Annotated in this window: 18 protein-coding genes; 14 read left to right on the forward strand and 4 right to left on the reverse strand. The window is 55.8% G+C overall.

The genetic code is table 11. From position 1 onward, the window contains the following. Window positions 1-27: 27 nt before the first annotated feature. A complete protein-coding gene (locus PGR79_RS14340; RefSeq protein WP_015370306.1) occupies window positions 28-450 on the reverse strand; it encodes a DoxX family protein in 423 nt (140 codons plus the stop codon). Window positions 451-749: 299 nt separating this feature from the next. Between PGR79_RS14340 and PGR79_RS14345 the strand changes: the two genes are divergently transcribed. Continuing rightward, window positions 750-1,886 (forward strand): 3-phenylpropionate MFS transporter, encoded by a 1,137-nt coding sequence (locus PGR79_RS14345; protein WP_015370308.1) that lies wholly within the window; start codon window positions 750-752, stop codon window positions 1,884-1,886. On the opposite strand, the gene csiE is transcribed toward PGR79_RS14345, so the two are convergent. Then, on the reverse strand, window positions 1,883-3,160 hold the full coding sequence (csiE, locus tag PGR79_RS14350; RefSeq protein WP_015703176.1) for a stationary phase inducible protein CsiE: 1,278 nt from the start codon (window positions 3,158-3,160) through the stop codon (window positions 1,883-1,885). The genes PGR79_RS14345 and csiE overlap by 4 nt on opposite strands. 124 nt (window positions 3,161-3,284) lie before the next feature. Here csiE and PGR79_RS14355 point away from each other — a divergent pair, with 124 nt between their 5' ends. Together PGR79_RS14355 and PGR79_RS14360 are read left to right on the forward strand one after the other, a co-directional pair. Further along, on the forward strand, window positions 3,285-3,923 hold the full coding sequence (locus tag PGR79_RS14355) for a DUF1007 family protein (RefSeq protein ID WP_032708890.1): 639 nt from the start codon (window positions 3,285-3,287) through the stop codon (window positions 3,921-3,923). Further along, on the forward strand, window positions 3,914-4,894 hold the full coding sequence (locus PGR79_RS14360) for a nickel/cobalt transporter (RefSeq protein ID WP_113374497.1): 981 nt from the start codon (window positions 3,914-3,916) through the stop codon (window positions 4,892-4,894). The genes PGR79_RS14355 and PGR79_RS14360 overlap by 10 nt, the downstream gene beginning before the upstream one ends. A 48-nt stretch (window positions 4,895-4,942) precedes the next feature. On the opposite strand, the gene suhB is transcribed toward PGR79_RS14360, so the two are convergent. Beyond that, the gene (suhB, locus tag PGR79_RS14365) at window positions 4,943-5,746 is read right to left on the reverse strand and encodes an inositol-1-monophosphatase (protein ID WP_015370312.1); all 804 of its coding nucleotides are present in this window, start codon (window positions 5,744-5,746) and stop codon (window positions 4,943-4,945) included. Between the two features lie 120 nt (window positions 5,747-5,866). Here suhB and trmJ point away from each other — a divergent pair, with 120 nt between their 5' ends. From trmJ to sseB, 11 genes are all read left to right on the forward strand, one after another. Continuing rightward, entirely contained in the window at window positions 5,867-6,601 is a 735-nt protein-coding gene (gene trmJ / locus PGR79_RS14370) for a tRNA (cytosine(32)/uridine(32)-2'-O)-methyltransferase TrmJ (protein ID WP_113374496.1), read from the forward strand. 229 nt (window positions 6,602-6,830) lie between these two features. Continuing rightward, window positions 6,831-7,322 carry a Fe-S cluster assembly transcriptional regulator IscR gene (gene iscR / locus PGR79_RS14375; protein ID WP_015370314.1) on the forward strand — a complete coding sequence of 164 codons (492 nt, stop codon included), beginning with the start codon at window positions 6,831-6,833 and terminating at the stop codon, window positions 7,320-7,322. 177 nt (window positions 7,323-7,499) lie between these two features. After that, the gene (gene iscS, locus PGR79_RS14380; protein WP_015703173.1) at window positions 7,500-8,714 is read left to right on the forward strand and encodes a cysteine desulfurase; all 1,215 of its coding nucleotides are present in this window, start codon (window positions 7,500-7,502) and stop codon (window positions 8,712-8,714) included. A gap of 26 nt (window positions 8,715-8,740) precedes the next feature. Next, complete coding sequence (gene iscU, locus PGR79_RS14385) at window positions 8,741-9,127, forward strand: Fe-S cluster assembly scaffold IscU (RefSeq protein ID WP_004866383.1); 387 nt, start codon at window positions 8,741-8,743, stop codon at window positions 9,125-9,127. 19 nt (window positions 9,128-9,146) lie between these two features. Further along, a complete protein-coding gene (gene iscA, locus PGR79_RS14390) occupies window positions 9,147-9,470 on the forward strand; it encodes an iron-sulfur cluster assembly protein IscA (RefSeq protein ID WP_012540868.1) in 324 nt (107 codons plus the stop codon). 74 nt (window positions 9,471-9,544) lie between these two features. Continuing rightward, a complete protein-coding gene (gene hscB, locus PGR79_RS14395; protein ID WP_047053904.1) occupies window positions 9,545-10,060 on the forward strand; it encodes a co-chaperone HscB in 516 nt (171 codons plus the stop codon). Between the two features lie 15 nt (window positions 10,061-10,075). Further along, window positions 10,076-11,926, forward strand: a complete 1,851-nt coding sequence (gene hscA, locus PGR79_RS14400) for a Fe-S protein assembly chaperone HscA (protein WP_113374495.1) — start codon at window positions 10,076-10,078, stop codon at window positions 11,924-11,926. A gap of 1 nt (window position 11,927) precedes the next feature. Further along, window positions 11,928-12,263: an ISC system 2Fe-2S type ferredoxin gene (gene fdx / locus PGR79_RS14405; protein WP_012540871.1), complete on the forward strand. Its 336-nt coding sequence runs from the start codon at window positions 11,928-11,930 to the stop codon at window positions 12,261-12,263. A 1-nt stretch (window position 12,264) separates the two neighbouring features. After that, window positions 12,265-12,465: a Fe-S cluster assembly protein IscX gene (iscX, locus tag PGR79_RS14410; protein WP_002913954.1), complete on the forward strand. Its 201-nt coding sequence runs from the start codon at window positions 12,265-12,267 to the stop codon at window positions 12,463-12,465. Window positions 12,466-12,536: 71 nt separating this feature from the next. Then, window positions 12,537-13,823: an aminopeptidase PepB gene (gene pepB, locus PGR79_RS14415; protein WP_015370317.1), complete on the forward strand. Its 1,287-nt coding sequence runs from the start codon at window positions 12,537-12,539 to the stop codon at window positions 13,821-13,823. 84 nt (window positions 13,824-13,907) lie between these two features. Then, window positions 13,908-14,684, forward strand: a complete 777-nt coding sequence (sseB, locus tag PGR79_RS14420; RefSeq protein WP_113374494.1) for an enhanced serine sensitivity protein SseB — start codon at window positions 13,908-13,910, stop codon at window positions 14,682-14,684. Window positions 14,685-14,773: 89 nt separating this feature from the next. Here the strand turns inward: sseB and PGR79_RS14425 are convergent, their stop codons facing one another. Then, entirely contained in the window at window positions 14,774-15,559 is a 786-nt protein-coding gene (locus PGR79_RS14425) for a hypothetical protein (RefSeq protein ID WP_113374493.1), read from the reverse strand. Window positions 15,560-15,731: the final 172 nt, after the last annotated feature.

A 15,731-nucleotide genomic window follows, 5' to 3' on the forward strand; every position in this document is an offset into this window, starting at 1 on the left:
GATTGCGGCCTTTTTTGTGTCTGCTGGTTATCGACGGTCCAGCGAAATCGAACCTGGTCCGGTTATAGCCAGTAGCAGGAAGGCCCCGGCGATACTGACGTTCTTATAGAAGTTAATCATATTCGGCAATACCGCATCGCCGGTCATATCCCAGTAATGATGGCCGATAACCGCGGTACCCAGGGTGTAAAAGATAAAGATCACCGCCAGCGGGCGGGTGAAGAAACCTAAAATAATCAGAATAGCGGCGGGTACCTCCATGATGACCGCGATGATCGCCGCCAGTGTCGGCATCGGCGCGCCGGAAGAAGCCATATATTGTACCGTTCCGCTAAACCCCATCAGTTTCGGATAGCCAAAAATAATGAACAGCAGCACGATCGCAATACGTGCGATTAACAGCAGGACAGGGCGGGAAGAGCCAAAGTCAAAATAGCGTAGCGTGTTCATAATCAGTCCTTTATCACAGGCGTGTGATCTAAACGTAATACACATTTTTACTCCCCGCCACGCCGGGAAAATAATATTGTTGCGCCTCGTTGAGCGGCGATTAAGCCGATACGAGGGAAGCGCTCTGATGCCCGGTTATCGGATTTTTTTTCATACTGCCCGCCATGTCGCACACTCATCGCGTGACAATGCTCACGATTTTAAGAGAAATGTACTTAACGACCATGAAGATAGTGAGACATGGGTTTGCTCAGTATGCGCTTTATCGCCAGACTAGAGCTTCCATTCGGGAGGGAATCATGGTCTTGCACTCCACGCGCTGGCTGGCGCTAAGTTACTTCACCTACTTTTTTAGCTACGGTATTTTTTTACCATTCTGGAGCGTCTGGCTGGCAGGCGTTGGCCTGACGCCGGAAACCATTGGCGTGCTGCTCGGCGCCGGGCTGGTGGCGCGTTTTCTGGGCAGCCTGCTAATTGCGCCGCGGGTCAGCGATCCTTCTCGTTTGATTAGCGCCTTGCGTATCCTGGCGTTGCTGACGCTGCTGTTTGCTCTCGCCTTCTGGGTCGGCGGGCAGGTGGCCTGGCTGATGGTGGTCATCGTCGGATTCAACCTCTTTTTCTCGCCGCTGGTACCCTTAACCGATGCGCTGGCCAACACCTGGCAAAAGCAGATCACCATGGATTACGGCCGGGTGCGGTTGTGGGGATCGATTGCTTTTGTCATCGGTTCTGCGCTGACCGGCAAGCTGGTGAGTCTGTTTGATTACCGGGCGATCCTGTTGTTGTTAAGCCTGGGCACTGCTTCGATGCTGTTGGGCATGCTGCTGAAACCTTCAGTGATGCCGCAGGGGGAGAGCCGCCACCAGGAGGCGGCCGGACTACCGGCGTGGCTTAGCCTGGTGCGGCAAAGCTGGCGTTTTCTAGCCTGCGTCTGTCTGTTGCAGGGGGCGCATGCCGCCTACTATGGCTTCAGCGCGCTATACTGGCAGCAGGCCGGTTATTCTGCCTCCGCCGTCGGTTATTTATGGTCGCTCGGCGTCGTCGCCGAAGTGGTGATTTTCGCCTTGAGTAAAAAAGTGTTCCGCCGCTTTAGCGCCCGCGACCTGCTGCTGCTCTCGGCGGTGTGCGGGGTGGCGCGCTGGACGATTATGGGCTGGACGACCGCACTGCCATGGCTACTGGTCGCGCAGATCCTCCACTGCGGAACGTTTACCGTCTGTCATCTGGCGGCCATGCGCTATATCGCCGCGCGGCAGGGAAGTGAGGTTATCCGCCTGCAGGCCGTTTACTCGGCGGTGGCTATGGGCGGCAGCATCGCGGTGATGACGGTGTTTGCTGGTTTCCTCTACCAGCACCTGCATCAGGGCGTCTTCTGGGTGATGGCGCTGGTGGCGCTACCGGCGCTGATCGTGCGACCGAAGGCGGTGAGCGCCTAATCCTCAAGCATTTTGCAAATCTGCTGCCGCTGGTGATCGCTAAAATTCTCTTCAGCATGAAACAGCGGCGGCGAAAACAGCGGTAGCGCGGTGGTGTAAGGCGTGACCACTAAGGTCACATCCTTCGGCGCGCCTTGTTGCTGAAACTGAGTCACGCTTAAGTATTTAATATTCAGCGGCAGCAGCGTTAATTCCCGCAATTGCATTTCCAGCGCCTGTTCCAGTTCGCTATTTTCCCGCGTCAGCAGCACTACCTGCTTTTCATGCAGGTCGGCTTTTTGCATCAACCACGCGCCGAAAATCACCGCGATTAAACTGACCTCTTCCTGATTAAATTGAATATGATAGGCCGTTTCGAAATCGCGTAATGCCTCCTGGGTGGTACGCATCAGGCGCGGATACAGGCGTCCGATCTCCTCCGGTAAAGCGTTATCAATACCGATGGCGAATACGCTGCGGTTCAACGCCTGCGAAAGATGGATATAGAGCTGGTCACTCAACCCTTGTTCATCGCTGAATGGCCGTCCCGCCAGATCCTGGAAACGATGGATCAAGCGGGAGATCGCCAGATGCAGGCGTCTGTCCTGTTGATGACCGTCGTGAATGGGATCCGGCGTTTTCAGTAACATAAACAGCAGGGTCAGGAAAAGTTGTTCGCCGGCGTGGGGCGTGGCGCTGACCCGGCGCTGCCAGTGGCGGACGATTTCGGCGGCGAGGTTAAATTCCGCCGCGGCCTGCGCCCAGTTGCGCTGCTCACGGGTGAAATCCGGCGACTGGCCCAGATGATGTTGTAGCAGGCAGTACTGAAGATACAGGCGCAGGAACTGACCATCCCGGCAGTCGAACTGCCGATTGAGCGCGCGAGCGCAGCGATTCACCAGCGCCTGAAGATTGGTATCATCATATAAGGTTCGCGCGATACCCTGCTGTTTAAGCTGCGTTTTTAACGCCGGGGTAAAATGGTGATGAACGAAATGCGGGCACAGGCGTAGCCCACGCCGGAGAGCGTGCAGCAGGCACAGGCGTTGATCGAGCGCGGCGCCTTCAATCCGATAGCTGCCGTCCATCTGCGACGCGAGAGTCAGTCGATGATAACGCTGAATTTCGCGCCCCGTCTCCGCGATATCCTGTTGGGCCGTCGCCTCATCCACCTGGTTGAGCCTGACCAGCTGTTGCGGCGTGACGGATTGTCCCGGAAGATAGAACATCAGGAGCACCTGGCTACGGCGCTGTGGACTGGAAAGCGCAGATGGTGGTTCAATCACTGTCATCATCTGGTAAGTTCCAGTTAGGGTTTCAGCTAAGAATAGCCAAAGGATGCAGGGTGAGCAGGGCGGGCCGCGGCCTTTAGATCAGGATTGCTGGCGAAGTTCACAGAATTTTTCACGCGAGGAACAGATGAAGAAAGTGAAACACTGCGTCGGTGCGGCATTTTTCATGGTTTTATCATTGTCAGCCGTTGCGCATCCGCACAGCTTCATTAATTTGCAGAGTGAAGCCGTGGTGAAAGACGGTCTGTTGACCGGTTTTAAGATGCGCTGGACGATGGACGAAATAACTTCAGCGGATCTGCTCTATGATGCCGGCAATGCAAAGGCGGGCAGCGAAGTATGGAAAAAACTGGCGGCGGAGGTCATGGCCAACGTACTCGGCCAGCACTACTTCAGCGAACTGTGGCACAACGGCCAGCGGGTTAAGTTTGCTAACCGCCCGGATGGCTACGGCCTTGCGCGTAGCGGGCTGCAGGCGGTACTCACCTTCACCTTGCCGTTGGCGACACCGCAACCTGTTGCCGGACAAACCTTTACTTTATCCACCTTCGATCCGACCTACTACGTCGATATGTTTTATGAGCAGGATAGCGATTTTTCGTTGCCTGCCGCGCTGCGGGCCTCCTGCAAGGCCACGGTAATGACGCCGAAACCCAACGACAAAATGTTGTCTTATGCGCAGTCGCTCGATAAAGAGGACGCGCCGCCGGAAGATATGGAACTGGGTAACTACTTCGCCCAGAAGGTGACCTTGACATGTCAGTAGTCTTTACGCCGCGAGCGCGGGCGCCGCGCTGGAAATCATTCTGGCCGCTGGCGCTGTTTCTGACGCTGACCGTCGTGGGCGGTATCTGGTTGTGGCTCGCCTGGCCGCAGGTACTGTTGCAAAGCGCGGTCTGGCAGCGTTCACTGAATCTTGAGCTCAGCCAACTGCTGCAGGCGGTGGCGGATAATCCGTCAGCGGCGGGGCTGTCACTGCTCGGGTTCAGTTTTGTCTACGGCGTACTGCACGCGCTTGGCCCCGGTCACGGAAAAATCGTGATAACCACCTGGCTTGCCACCCATCCCTCAAAGCTGAAATCGAGTATTACGCTGACGCTGGCGGCATCGCTGTTGCAGGGAATGGTGGCGATAGTACTGGTGGTGGTGGTATTGACGCTGCTGCAGCTTCCGGCGCGTCAACTGCACCTCAGCAGCTTCTGGCTGGAGAAGGGGAGCTATCTGCTGGTCGGCGCATTGGGGCTTTTACTGTGCTGGCGGGCATTGAAAAAACTGCGAGTCTTGCTGCGGCGGCCAACGTTTACCGCTTTTACCCCGCATCATGTCCATGATGAACATTGCGGCTGCGGCCATCAGCACCTTCCGGCGCCGGATCAACTACAGAGTGGCGACGACTGGCGCGCCAGGCTGGCGATTGTACTGTCGATGGGCATGCGTCCCTGCTCGGGAGCGATTATGGTGCTGCTGTTCAGCAAGGTAATCGGCGTCTTTGGCTGGGGCATGGCGGCCGCGCTGGTGATGGCGGCGGGAACGTCGCTGACCATAAGCGGGCTGGCGCTGTTGGTGCATGGATTCCGCCAGTTGGCTATCCGCCTGAGTGGCTATCAGGCGCCGGCGATGTGGAAACAGGTTGGCTGGGCGACGCTGGCGCTGGCCGGCGGCGTGGCACTATTGACGGCGGCTGTCGTGATGTGGAGTAGCGCGATCCCGCCGGGCGGCGGCTTGCGGCCGTTTTAGGGTATAAAAAAAGGAAGCCGCGGCTTCCTTTTTACATTCAGTGAGAAATTAACGCTTCAGCGCTTCGCTCAGCTGCTCGCGCATGTTCGCCAGCATCGCTTTCACGACTCGCGGGTTACCGGCTACGATGTTGCCGGTCAGCATATAGTTATGACCACCGGTGAAGTCGCAAACGATGGCGCCTGCTTCACGAGCGATCAGTTCACCAGCGGCGAAATCCCACGGTTTGAGGGCGATTTCAAAGTAACCGTCAACGCGGCCAGCGGCAACGTAGGCCAGATCCAGCGCGGCGGAACCAGTGCGACGGAAGTCAGCGCACTCGGTGAACATGTTGCCGAGGATGTTCATGTAAGCGGTAGCGTGCTGCTTCGCTTTGAACGGGAAACCGGTGGCGATGATAGTACCGTCGAGATCGCGAGCGTTGCTGCCGCGCAGACGGTAGCCGTTCAGCTGCGCGCCCTGGCCGCGGGTGGCGGTGAACAGTTCATTACGCATTGGATCGTAAACCACGGCGACTTCAGTACGGCCTTTAATGCGTACGGCGATGGAAACAGAGAAGTGTGGCAGACGTTTAACGAAGTTGGTGGTGCCATCCAGTGGATCGATAACCCATTGAATATCCTGATCTTCACCAGCGTGCTCGCCGCTTTCTTCGGTGATGATGGTGTGCTGTGGGTAAGACTTGCGAATGGTTTCGATAATAATCGCTTCTGCGGCTTTATCGACGTTAGTCACAAAGTCATTGCTGCCTTTCTGGCTGGTTTCTACGGAATCTGGCGTTTCGTAGTGCTTGGCAATTAAATTACCCGCCTTGCGCGCTGCGCGCACGGCAATGTTCAGCATCGGATGCATCGGTATCTCTCACTGGATGTTAAAGAACGGGAAAAAACGGCGCATATAGTAACAGCGAATTCTGCTTATGTCTCCGTTTTATGTTAGCATGCACGAATAATCTTTAGCCGAAGAACCATAATGCTGCAAAATATTCGAATCGTACTGGTAGAAACCTCACACACCGGCAATATGGGCTCCGTTGCCCGCGCGATGAAAACCATGGGCTTAACTAACCTGTGGCTGGTCAACCCGCTGGTGAAACCTGATTCCCAGGCCATCGCGCTGGCCGCTGGCGCCAGCGATGTGATTGGTAACGCGCAGATCGTCGATACCCTTGATGAAGCGCTGGCGGGCTGTAGCCTGGTGGTTGGCACCAGCGCGCGCTCCCGCACGCTGCCGTGGCCGATGCTGGATCCGCGCGAATGCGGTCTGAAAAGCGTCGCCGAAGGTCAGCATGCGCCGGTCGCGCTGGTCTTTGGCCGCGAGCGCGTTGGCCTGACTAACGACGAACTGCAGAAGTGCCACTATCACGTGGCGATCGCCGCCAACCCCGAGTACAGCTCGCTGAACCTGGCAATGGCGGTGCAGGTTATCGCCTATGAAGTGCGAATGGCCTGGCTGGCGACTCAGGAGCAGGCGCAGCCGGCGGTTGAACATGAAGAAACGCCATATCCGCTGGTCGATGATTTAGAACGTTTCTACGGCCACCTTGAGCAGACTCTGCTGGCGACCGGTTTTATCCGCCCGAATCATCCGGGGCAGGTGATGAACAAGCTGCGTCGTCTGTTCACTCGCGCGCGTCCGGAAAGCCAGGAGCTGAACATCCTGCGCGGGATGCTGGCGTCCATTGACCAGCAGAATAAAGGTAAGTAAGCGCGTTAACGCCGGATGGCGCTTCGCTTATCCGGCCTACGAATCCACATCGCTGTTGTAGCCCGGGCGCGGATCGAAATCAATAACGGCACGGAAAGCCAAATACCTGACTAAAACAGTCAAGTAAATAGTTGACCAATTTACTCGGGAATGTCAGACTTGGCCCTGCTATGCAATACCCATATTAATAAAAAGCCCGGGCAGGGGCGAGTTTGAGGTTAAGTAAGACATGAGACTGACATCTAAAGGGCGTTATGCCGTGACCGCAATGCTTGACGTTGCGCTCAACTCTGAAACGGGCCCGGTTCCGTTGGCAGATATTTCAGAGCGTCAGGGAATTTCGCTTTCCTATCTGGAACAGCTGTTCTCTCGCCTGCGTAAAAATGGTCTGGTATCCAGCGTTCGTGGGCCAGGCGGCGGTTACCTGTTAGGTAAAGAAGCTGGCAGCATCGCCGTAGGCGAAGTGATCAGCGCCGTAGACGAATCCGTTGACGCCACCCGTTGTCAGGGTAAAGGCGGCTGCCAGGGTGGCGATAAGTGTCTGACCCACGCGCTGTGGCGCGATCTGAGCGAACGTTTGACCGGTTTCCTCAACAACATCACCCTGGGCGAACTGGTGAATAACCAGGAAATCCTCGATGTTTCTGGTCGTCAGCACAATCATGAATCTCAGCGTACTACGCGTTCTCAGGACGCCATTGACGTAAAACTGCGCGCCTAGCACGAGGCTTAGTTTCAGCTTGCGGCTTACGGGCTGCAAGGTGAAACGGCAGGGTAGATAGCAATAATAAAGATTTTCAGAATCAGGCCGGGATGTTGAGGCATCTCGTGTACTCGGTCGTACATCAAGCCGGTTGCCTGGTTCCTTGCATTGAGTGATGTACGGAGTTTAAGAGCAATGAAATTACCGATTTACCTCGATTACTCCGCAACAACGCCGGTGGACCCGCGTGTTGCCGAGAAAATGATGCAGTTCCTGACCCTGGACGGGACCTTTGGTAACCCGGCCTCACGTTCTCACCGTTTCGGTTGGCAGGCTGAAGAGGCGGTAGATATCGCCCGTAATCAGATTGCCGAACTGGTCGGTGCCGATCCGCGCGAAATCGTCTTTACCTCCGGCGCAACGGAATCCGATAACCTGGCGATTAAAGGTGCAGCCAACTTTTATCAGAAAAAAGGCAAGCACATCATCACCAGCAAAACCGAGCATAAAGCGGTACTGGATACCTGCCGTCAGCTTGAGCGCGAAGGTTTTGAAGTGACCTACCTTGCTCCGCAGAGCAACGGTATTATCGATCTGAAAGAACTGGAAGCGGCGATGCGTGACGACACCATCCTGGTTTCCATTATGCACGTGAACAACGAAATCGGCGTGGTGCAGGATATCGCTACCATCGGCGAGATGTGCCGCGCCCGCGGTATCATTTACCACGTTGACGCCACCCAGAGCGTGGGCAAGCTGCCTATCGATCTGAGCCAGCTGAAAGTTGACCTGATGTCCTTCTCCGGTCACAAAATTTACGGCCCGAAAGGTATCGGCGCGCTGTACGTACGCCGTAAGCCGCGTATCCGCATCGAAGCGCAGATGCACGGCGGCGGCCACGAGCGCGGCATGCGTTCAGGCACCCTGCCTGTCCACCAGATCGTCGGTATGGGCGAAGCTTACCGTATCGCCAAAGAAGAGATGGAAAGCGAAATGGCGCGCCTGCGCGGCCTGCGTGACCGTCTGTGGAACGGCGTGAAAGATATGGAAGAAGTTTATCTGAATGGCGACCTCGAGCAGGGCGCGCCGAACATTCTTAACGTCAGCTTCAACTATGTTGAAGGCGAGTCGCTGATTATGGCGCTGAAAGACCTGGCGGTTTCCTCCGGTTCAGCCTGTACTTCCGCGAGCCTTGAACCATCCTACGTGCTGCGCGCGTTAGGCATGACTGATGAACTGGCGCACAGTTCTATTCGTTTCTCTTTAGGTCGTTTTACTACCGAAGAAGAGATTGACTACACCATCAAACTGGTTCGTAACTCCATCGGCCGTCTGCGCGATCTTTCTCCGCTGTGGGAAATGTTCAAGCAGGGCGTGGATCTGAACAGCATTGAATGGTCACATCACTAATTCGGCACCGATAAGGAGAATTCATCATGGCATACAGCGAAAAAGTCATCGATCATTACGAAAACCCGCGCAACGTCGGCTCTTTCGACAACAGCGACGACAGCGTCGGTAGCGGTATGGTTGGCGCACCTGCGTGCGGCGACGTCATGAAGTTGCAGATTAAAGTCAACAATGAAGGTATCATTGAAGACGCGCGCTTCAAGACCTATGGCTGCGGTTCCGCTATCGCTTCCAGCTCCCTGGTCACCGAGTGGGTGAAAGGTAAATCGCTGGACGAAGCGCAGGCTATCAAGAACACCGATATCGCCGATGAACTGGAACTGCCGCCGGTGAAAATTCACTGCTCTATCCTGGCGGAAGACGCGATTAAAGCCGCGATTGCGGATTACAAAAGCAAACGTGAAGCAAAATAATTAAGAGTTGAGGTTTGTTATGTCGATTACCTTAAGCGACAGTGCAGCAGCGCGAGTCAATTCCTTCCTGGCGAACCGCGGTAAAGGCTTTGGCCTGCGTCTGGGGGTAAGAACCTCCGGCTGTTCAGGTATGGCTTATGTACTGGAATTTGTTGACGAGCCGGCGGCAGAAGACACCGTGTTTGAAGACAAAGGCGTGAAAGTCGTGATCGACGGTAAGAGCCTGCAATTCCTCGACGGCACTCAACTGGACTTCGTCAAAGAAGGCCTTAACGAAGGGTTCAAATTTACCAACCCGAACGTGAAAGATGAGTGCGGTTGCGGCGAAAGCTTTAACGTATAATCGGTAATCCCCAACCCCACCGCGGTCACGCCGCGCGTGGGGTTTTAGTTTAGATGCATGACCCTGAGGTTACTATGGACTATTTCACCCTCTTCGGGTTACCAGCCAGCTATACCCTCTCGCTTGAACAACTGGCTGTCCGGTATCAGGATCTGCAGCGCCAGTACCATCCGGATAAATTTGCCAGCGCGCCCGCTGCGGAACAGCTGGCTGCGGTTCAGCACTCCGCCACCATTAACCAGGCCTGGCAGACTCTGCGTCATCCGCTGACCCGTGCGGAATATCTCCTTTCGCTGCACGGTTTTGACCTCGCCAGCGAGCAGCACACCGTCCGCGACACCGCGTTCCTGATGGAACAGCTGGAACTGCGCGAAGAGCTCGATGAAATCGGCCAGGCGAAAGACGAAGCGCGGCTGGAAACCTTTATCAAACGGGTAAAAGCGCTGTTTGATACCCGCCATCAACTGATGGTTGAACAATTGCAAAACGAGACCTGGGATGCGGCGGCTGATACTGTACGCAAGCTCCGTTTTCTCGATAAACTGCGCAGCAGTGCTGAAGAACTCGAAGAAAAACTGCTCGACTTTTAATTTTCGGAAGCAATTATGGCCCTATTACAAATTAGTGAGCCTGGTCTGAGCGCCGCGCCGCATCAGCGTCGATTGGCGGCAGGTATCGACCTTGGCACCACCAATTCTCTGGTTGCTACCGTGCGTAGCGGCCAGGCCGAAACTCTGCCCGACCATCAAGGCCGCTACCTGCTGCCGTCGGTCGTGAACTACCACGCCTCTGGACTGACCGTCGGCTATGAAGCCCGGCTCAATGCCGCTCAGGATCCGGTGAACACCATCAGCTCGGTGAAGCGAATGATGGGGCGTTCCCTCGCCGATATTCAAACCCGCTATCCGCACTTGCCGTACCAGCTGCAGGCCAGTGAAAATGGACTGCCGATGATCCAGACCGCCGGCGGCCTGCTGAACCCGGTGCGGGTCTCCGCCGACATCCTGAAAGCGCTGGCCGCCCGCGCCACTGAAGCGCTGGCGGGCGATCTCGACGGCGTGGTCATTACCGTTCCGGCCTATTTCGATGACGCTCAGCGTCAGGGAACCAAAGACGCGGCGCGTCTGGCGGGCCTGCACGTGCTGCGTTTGCTCAATGAGCCGACCGCGGCGGCTATCGCCTACGGTCTCGATTCCGGCCAGGAAGGGGTGATTGCGGTTTACGATCTCGGCGGCGGTACCTTTGATATCTCCATTCTGCGCTTAAGCCGTGGGGTGTTTGAAGTGCTGGCGACCGGCGGTGATTCCGCTCTCGGCGGCGATGATTTCGACCATCTGCTGGCCGACTATCTGCGCGAGCAGGCGGGCCTCAGCGACCGTAGCGATAACCGCCTGCAGCGTGAGCTGCTGGATGCCGCCATTGCGGCGAAAATCGCCTTGAGCGACGCCGACGTGGCGCACGTCGAAGTCGGCGGCTGGCAGGGCGATATCACCCGTAGCCAGTTTAACGATCTGATTGCCCCACTGGTAAAACGTACCCTGATGGCCTGCCGTCGCGCGCTGAAAGACGCCGGCGTTGAAGCGCAAGAGGTGCTGGAAGTGGTGATGGTCGGCGGTTCCACCCGCGTGCCGTTGGTGCGTGAGCGCGTTGGCGAATTCTTTGGCCGTAACCCGCTAACCTCTATCGACCCGGACAAAGTCGTCGCCATCGGCGCGGCGATTCAGGCGGATATTCTGGTCGGCAACAAACCGGACAGCGAACTGCTGCTGCTTGATGTTATCCCGCTGTCGCTTGGGCTGGAAACCATGGGCGGCCTGGTAGAGAAAGTGATCCCGCGTAATACCACCATTCCGGTGGCCCGCGCGCAGGAGTTTACCACTTTCAAAGATGGCCAAACGGCGATGTCCATTCACGTGATGCAGGGCGAGCGTGAGCTGGTGCAGGATTGCCGCTCGCTGGCGCGTTTCGCGCTGCGCGGTATCCCGGCGCTGCCGGCGGGCGGGGCGCATATTCGCGTCACCTTCCAGGTTGATGCCGACGGTCTGCTGAGCGTCACAGCGATGGAAAAATCGACCGGCGTGGAAGCCTCAATCCAGGTGAAACCGTCTTACGGCCTGACCGATGGCGAAATCGCCAACATGATTAAAGATTCGATGAGCTACGCCGAACAGGATATCCAGGCGCGTATGCTGGCTGAACAGAAAGTCGAAGCCGCTCGCGTACTGGAGAGCCTGGAAAGCGCGCTGGCCGCCGACGCCGCGCTGTTAAGCGCCGCAGAGCGTCAGGTTATCGATGCCGCCGCGGAGCAAGTTCGCGCCGCCGCGGCAGGCGAAGATGCCGACGCGATTAAAGAAGCCATTAAAAATATCGACACACAAACCCAGGAATTCGCCGCACGCCGCATGGACCAGTCGGTCCGCGCTGCGCTGAAAGGCCAATCCGTGGACGAGGTTTAAAATGCCAAAAATTGTTTTTCTGCCCCACCAGGACCTGTGTCCGGATGGCGTAGTTGTGGAAGCTGAGAGCGGTGAAACCATTCTGGATGCGGCGCTGCGTAGCGGTATCGAGATTGAACACGCCTGTGAAAAATCCTGTGCCTGCACCACCTGCCACTGCATCGTGCGTGAAGGTTTTGACTCGCTGGCGGAAAGTAGCGAAGATGAAGACGACATGCTGGATAAAGCCTGGGGGCTAGAACCTGACAGCCGTCTGAGCTGCCAGGCGCGCGTTACCGACGAAGATCTGGTCGTTGAGATCCCGCGTTACACCATCAACCACGCACGCGAGCACTAATATGGCACTGAAATGGACCGACAGTCGCGAAATCGGCGAAGCCTTGTATGACGCTTACCCGGATCTCGACCCGAAAACCGTTCGCTTCACCGATATGCATCAGTGGATTTGCGACCTGGAAGAGTTCGATGACGACCCAAACGCATCCAATGAAAAAATTCTGGAGGCGATTCTGCTAGTCTGGTTAGACGAAGCCGAATAATTTTCGCCTCAAGCGGAAAAATTTTAACGGGCTGCCATAGGGTGGCCCGTTTGCTAATAAGGATAAAGATAATGACCGAAGCCATGAAGATTACGCTTTCTACTCTGCCTGCCGATGCGCGCTGGGGAGAAAAAGCGACCTGGAGTATCAATAACGACGGTATCGCCTTACATCTCAACGGTAAAGACGACCTGGGGTTAATCCAGCGCGCGGCGCGCAAAATTGACGGTATGGGTATCAAGCACGTCGCCCTGAGCGGCGAAGGCTGGAACACCGATCGCGCCTGGGCTTTTTGGGCCGGCTATAAAGGGCCGAAAGGTCAGCGCCAGGTCGAATGGCCAACCCTGGATGACGCGCAGCGCAGCGAGCTGGATAACCGCCTGACGATTATCGATTGGGTTCGCGACACCATCAACGCACCGGCAGAAGAGCTGGGACCAGAACAGCTGGCCCAGCGCGCCGTCGATCTGCTGTGCGGCGTGGCGGGCGAAAAGGTCAGCTATCGCATCACCAAAGGCGAAGATCTGCGCGAGCAAAACTATCTTGGCCTGCATACCGTTGGCCGCGGCTCCGAGCGCCCGCCGGTCCTGCTGGCGCTGGACTATAACCCGACTGGCGATAAAGACGCGCCGGTATACGCCTGTCTGGTCGGCAAAGGCATCACTTTCGACTCCGGCGGCTACAGCATCAAGCAAAGCGCCTTTATGGATTCGATGAAATCCGACATGGGCGGCGCGGCCACCGTGACCGGCGCGCTGGCTTTCGCCATTACCCGAGGTCTGAACAAACGTGTGAAGCTGTTCCTGTGCTGCGCGGATAACCTGATTAGCGGCAACGCTTTCAAGCTTGGCGATATCATTCATTACCGCAACGGTAAAACCGTTGAAATCATGAATACCGACGCCGAAGGTCGCCTGGTGCTGGCGGATGGCCTGATCGACGCCTCGGCGCAGAAGCCGCAGCTGATCATCGATGCCGCCACCCTGACCGGTGCGGCGAAAACGGCGTTGGGTAACGACTACCACGCGCTGTTTAGCTTTGACGACGCGCTGGCGAATCGTCTGCTGGCGAGCGCGCAGGCGGAAAATGAAGCCTTCTGGCGTCTGCCGCTGGCCGAATTCCACCGCAACCAGCTGCCGTCTAACTTCGCTGAGCTGAACAACACCGGTAGCGCGGCGTATCCGGCCGGCGCCAGCACCGCAGCGGGCTTCCTGTCCCACTTCGTGGAAAACTACCACCAGGGCTGGCTGCATATCGACTGCTCTGCGACTTACCGTAAAGCTGCGGTTGAACAGTGGTCGGCGGGTGCCACGGGCCTTGGTGTGCGCACTATCGCTAATCTGCTGACGGCTGAGTAATGGCCTTGCCGGGTGGCGCTACGCTTACCCGGCCTGGAAAACCGTAGGCCCGCGCGGACGGGCGATTTTTGAAGTAGCGAATCTATGTCTGATACTAAAAATGAATTAGAAACCCTGCTGGAGAAGGCGGCGACCGAGCCTGCTCATCGTCCGGCATTTTTCACCGCGCTGCTTGAGGCCACCGTCTGGGTGCCGGGTAGCGCGGCGGACGGCGAGCAGATTGTCGAAGATAGCGCCCTCGATCTAAAGCATTGGGAAAAAGATGACGGCACGTCGGTCATTCCGTTCTTCACCTCGCTGGAGGCGCTACAGCAGGCGGTAGAAGAGGAACAGGCCTTCGTGATGATGCCGGCGCGCACGCTGATGGCGATGACGCTGGGCGAATCGCTGTTTCTCAACCCGAAGCTGCCGAGCGGCAAAGAATTTACCCCGCGGGAAATCAGCCATCTGCTGGGTGAAGAGGGCAGCCCGCTCAGTACCCAGACGGTACTGGAAGGCGGCGAAGCGCTGCTGCTGTCTGAAGTCGCCGAACCGCCGGCGCAGATGGTGGATTCGCTGACCACGCTGTTCAAAACGCTGAAGACCGTCAAGCGGGCGTTTCTATGCTCGATTAAAGAGAGCGCCGACGCGCCGGCAAACTTGTTGATCGGGATTGAAGCGGAAGGGGATATTGAATCCATTATCCAGACCACCGGCAGCGTGGCCACCGATACCTTGCCGGGCGATGAACCTATCGATATTTGCCGGGTGGTAGAAGGCGAGAAGGGCATCAGCCACTTTATGATTGCCCATATCACGCCGTTCTATGAAAAGCGCTGGGGCAGCTTCCTGCGCGATTTCAAGCAGAACCGGATTATCTGAATCGTACGGGGGGCAACCCCCGTCCTTATATTCAAAAATAATGGTTAATACAGCTTCGGCATGGCTGGACGCCCGGTGTATATTTTTTATTACATAAAACGTGATACCAAATGAAAAAAATATTTTCCCGCCACACAGAAGATGATTATTCCGTTGAATAATGCAAACTGCCCACGCCAGGCCCGGAGGTTTTTCTCGCCTATTACAAGGCGCGTTAACCAGGCCAGACCAGCAGTGGTTAAGTAAGCCAGCAGAACACCAATCATTATTGCAACTGGGAACATCAAGCGTAATCCGATGTTGTCATATAAATCGGCAAATATTAGTGTTGCTTTAACCGGCCAGATAGACTGAAGAGCAATAATAGCAATAACGGCGGGGCGCAACTGATTTAAGGGGGAGGAAAGCGCCTGGGACTGGCGCCTGGCATCGGTTACAAGCATTCTAACCATGGTCAGTAAGGCCAGTATATATAGTATTGATTTTAGTAAGGTACTTTGTGGGAGTGATATAAGGATACCCTGTATAATAAGGCTGAGTATCCAGGCGAGCAATATATAAATGATGATGTTTTTAGCTGAGGGTTTATTATGTAATACCCAAGATACAATCGGTGCTTGTGGATAGCCAGGTTGAAAAAGAACAAGTAGGAAAGTCGAGAAAAGAAGATCGACATATACCGTAATAGGCAGTAAGCTATTTCTTTCAAGGTCATTTTGATAGGCATAAGTTGCCATTTTCTCAAATGTGATTCCCGGAAGCCATGATGCCCACTCCTTCCAGAAATAGAGTATTAAAGCTCCTACTATCAGACCAGCGATACCGCCTAACCACGGGAGTTTTTGCAGGTTATTTCCATTGCCATCATCTACCATTATCATTCCTTGTTCTTATTTATGCCTGAAAAATTAATAAACCATGAGTTATTCTGAAAATTACAGTTGATAGGCCGGATAAACGTAGCGCAACCCGGTAAAAATACGCATGCATTAGCTTAATTGTTATACGGGTTGGAGGAGACGACGTTAACGATGACACGTCCCAATA

It is taken from the genome of Klebsiella sp. 141161 (genome assembly GCF_050600815.1).
In the GTDB taxonomy this organism is placed as follows: Bacteria; Pseudomonadota; Gammaproteobacteria; order Enterobacterales; family Enterobacteriaceae; genus Klebsiella; species Klebsiella aerogenes.

What these genes read in the sequence shown, in the direction of transcription:
- hscB (WP_047053904.1), top strand. Translation starts at nt 9,545, where the DNA reads ATGGACTATTTCACCCTCTTCGGGTTACCAGCCAGCTATACCCTCTCG.
- PGR79_RS14360 (WP_113374497.1), top strand. Translation starts at nt 3,914, where the DNA reads ATGTCAGTAGTCTTTACGCCGCGAGCGCGGGCGCCGCGCTGGAAATCA.
- PGR79_RS14340 (WP_015370306.1), bottom strand. Translation starts at nt 450, where the DNA reads ATGAACACGCTACGCTATTTTGACTTTGGCTCTTCCCGCCCTGTCCTG.
- iscR (WP_015370314.1), top strand. Translation starts at nt 6,831, where the DNA reads ATGAGACTGACATCTAAAGGGCGTTATGCCGTGACCGCAATGCTTGAC.
- iscX (WP_002913954.1), top strand. Translation starts at nt 12,265, where the DNA reads ATGGCACTGAAATGGACCGACAGTCGCGAAATCGGCGAAGCCTTGTAT.
- PGR79_RS14425 (WP_113374493.1), bottom strand. Translation starts at nt 15,559, where the DNA reads ATGGTAGATGATGGCAATGGAAATAACCTGCAAAAACTCCCGTGGTTA.
- iscU (WP_004866383.1), top strand. Translation starts at nt 8,741, where the DNA reads ATGGCATACAGCGAAAAAGTCATCGATCATTACGAAAACCCGCGCAAC.
- iscS (WP_015703173.1), top strand. Translation starts at nt 7,500, where the DNA reads ATGAAATTACCGATTTACCTCGATTACTCCGCAACAACGCCGGTGGAC.
- csiE (WP_015703176.1), bottom strand. Translation starts at nt 3,160, where the DNA reads ATGATGACAGTGATTGAACCACCATCTGCGCTTTCCAGTCCACAGCGC.
- suhB (WP_015370312.1), bottom strand. Translation starts at nt 5,746, where the DNA reads ATGCATCCGATGCTGAACATTGCCGTGCGCGCAGCGCGCAAGGCGGGT.
- pepB (WP_015370317.1), top strand. Translation starts at nt 12,537, where the DNA reads ATGACCGAAGCCATGAAGATTACGCTTTCTACTCTGCCTGCCGATGCG.
- sseB (WP_113374494.1), top strand. Translation starts at nt 13,908, where the DNA reads ATGTCTGATACTAAAAATGAATTAGAAACCCTGCTGGAGAAGGCGGCG.
- trmJ (WP_113374496.1), top strand. Translation starts at nt 5,867, where the DNA reads ATGCTGCAAAATATTCGAATCGTACTGGTAGAAACCTCACACACCGGC.
- hscA (WP_113374495.1), top strand. Translation starts at nt 10,076, where the DNA reads ATGGCCCTATTACAAATTAGTGAGCCTGGTCTGAGCGCCGCGCCGCAT.
- iscA (WP_012540868.1), top strand. Translation starts at nt 9,147, where the DNA reads ATGTCGATTACCTTAAGCGACAGTGCAGCAGCGCGAGTCAATTCCTTC.
- PGR79_RS14355 (WP_032708890.1), top strand. Translation starts at nt 3,285, where the DNA reads ATGAAGAAAGTGAAACACTGCGTCGGTGCGGCATTTTTCATGGTTTTA.
- fdx (WP_012540871.1), top strand. Translation starts at nt 11,928, where the DNA reads ATGCCAAAAATTGTTTTTCTGCCCCACCAGGACCTGTGTCCGGATGGC.
- PGR79_RS14345 (WP_015370308.1), top strand. Translation starts at nt 750, where the DNA reads ATGGTCTTGCACTCCACGCGCTGGCTGGCGCTAAGTTACTTCACCTAC.